2 protein-coding genes are annotated in these 1,913 nt (G+C 73.3%); one reads left to right on the forward strand and one right to left on the reverse strand.

Annotated features, from left to right (window positions below; all coding sequences use genetic code 11):
* Positions 1–8: 8 nt before the first annotated feature.
* Positions 9–1,121: a uroporphyrinogen decarboxylase gene (hemE, locus tag ACWGI8_RS43695; RefSeq protein WP_453669113.1), complete on the reverse strand. Its 1,113-nt coding sequence runs from the start codon at positions 1,119–1,121 to the stop codon at positions 9–11.
* A 91-nt stretch (positions 1,122–1,212) separates the two neighbouring features.
* Between hemE and ACWGI8_RS43700 the strand changes: the two genes are divergently transcribed.
* Positions 1,213–1,887 (forward strand): DUF3000 domain-containing protein, encoded by a 675-nt coding sequence (locus ACWGI8_RS43700; RefSeq protein WP_453669115.1) that lies wholly within the window; start codon positions 1,213–1,215, stop codon positions 1,885–1,887.
* Positions 1,888–1,913 lie beyond the last annotated feature (26 nt).

The raw sequence follows: 1,913 nt of genomic DNA on the forward strand, positions 1-1,913 counted from the left end.
GGCCCGTCTCAGCGCGCGGTCGCGGTGTGGACGTGCTCCACGAGCCGGGTCAGCGCGTCCGGGTCGGTGGTGGGCAGGACGCCGTGGCCCAGGTTGAAGACATGGCCCTCCAGTCCGGCGGCGGCGTCGAGAACCTCGCGGGTCTTGGCCTCGACCGCCTCCGTCGACGAGAAGAGGACCGCCGGGTCCAGGTTCCCCTGGAGCGCCTTGCCGGGGCCGACGCGACGGGCGGCCTCGTCGAGCGGGACGCGCCAGTCGACGCCGACGACGTCCGCTCCGGCCTCGCCCATCAGGCCGAGCAGCTCGCCGGTGCCGACGCCGAAGTGGATGCGCGGGACGCCGTACGACTCGACGGCGCGGAACACCTTCGCGGAGGCGGGCATCACGGAGCGCCGGTAGTCGGCGGGGGCCAGTGCGCCGACCCAGGAGTCGAAGAGCTGCACGGCGCTCGCGCCCGCCTCGATCTGCACCTTCAGGAAGGCGGCGGTGATCTCCGCGAGCCGGTCCAGGAGGTCGGCCCAGAGCTGCGGGTCGCCGTACATCAGCGCCTTGGTGTGCTCGTGGTTGCGGGACGGGCCGCCCTCGACGAGATAGCTGGCGAGGGTGAACGGCGCGCCCGCGAAGCCGATGAGCGGGGTGGCGCCGAGCTCGCCGGTGAGCATGCCGATCGCCTCGGTGACGTACGCGACGTCGTCGGGGGTCAGATCGCGCAGCCGGGCGAGGTCCTCGCGGCGGCGGATCGGTTCGGCGACGACCGGGCCGACGCCCGGCTTGATGTCGAGGTCGATCCCGATGGCCTTGAGCGGGACGACGATGTCGCTGAAGTAGATGGCGGCGTCGACCTTGTGCCGGCGTACCGGCTGCAGGGTGATCTCGGTGACCAGCTCGGGCCGCATGCACGACTCCAGCATCGGGATGCCTTCGCGCACCTTCAGGTACTCGGGCAGCGACCGCCCGGCCTGCCGCATGAACCAGACCGGCGTGTGCGGCACGGGCTCCCGTCGGCACGCCTTGAGGAAGGCGGATTCCCTGACGGCGTCGGTCTTCGTCTGCTGGCCCGAGGATGGGGTGTCCCCGGCTCGGGCGAAGCCTCGAGCCAGGGGAAGGTCGTTGGCGCTCACGTCCAGAATCTTCGCATGTGCGCGCAAGGAGCTCGGCCGGGCCGGGTGTCCCTCCCTGCGCGCGGCGCGCGTTCCGCTTACTCTTCCCGGCATGGCTGCGGCTCAGGGACAGTTTTCCGATCAATCCGACGGCGCTGAAGAAACGGACAGCGCGGAGCGGAAGTCCGTCCCGCGCGCGTTCCGGCTCGCGGTGGAGGCGCTGCGCACGGCACGGCTGCGGCCGGAGATCGAGGTGGATCCGACCCGCCCGCCGCAGCGCCTCGCGCCGCACGCGTACGCCGTGGAGGCGGCAGTCGTCGACGACGGCGAGGACCTCGCGGACGGGCGGCTCGTGCTGCTGCACGACCCGGCCGGGCACGAGGCGTGGCAGGGCACGTTCCGGCTGGTGACGCTGGTACGTGCGGAACTGGAACCGGAGATGGCGGCGGACCCGCTGCTGCCGGAGGTCTGCTGGTCGTGGCTGACCGGTGCGCTGGAGGCGCGCGGCCTGTCGTACGGCGAGGCGAGCGGCACCGTGACCCGCGCGGGGTCTCACTACTTCGGAGGACTCGCGAACCGCCGCCCGGCGACCCAGATCGAGATCCGCGCCTCCTGGACCCCGCGCTGCGGCCACGACGGCGTCCCGGACACCGCCGCCCACATCGCGGCCTGGTGCGACCTCCTCTGCCAGATCGCCGGCCTTCCCCCGGCAAGCCCTGCGGGCGTCCCGGACGGCGCCGCGGGCGTCGTGTCCCTCCCCCAGCGCCGCGGCCCCCAGGCCCCGTAACCCCTACGGCCGGCGCGCCCCGCACC

This window comes from Streptomyces sp. NPDC054841 (genome assembly GCF_053611045.1).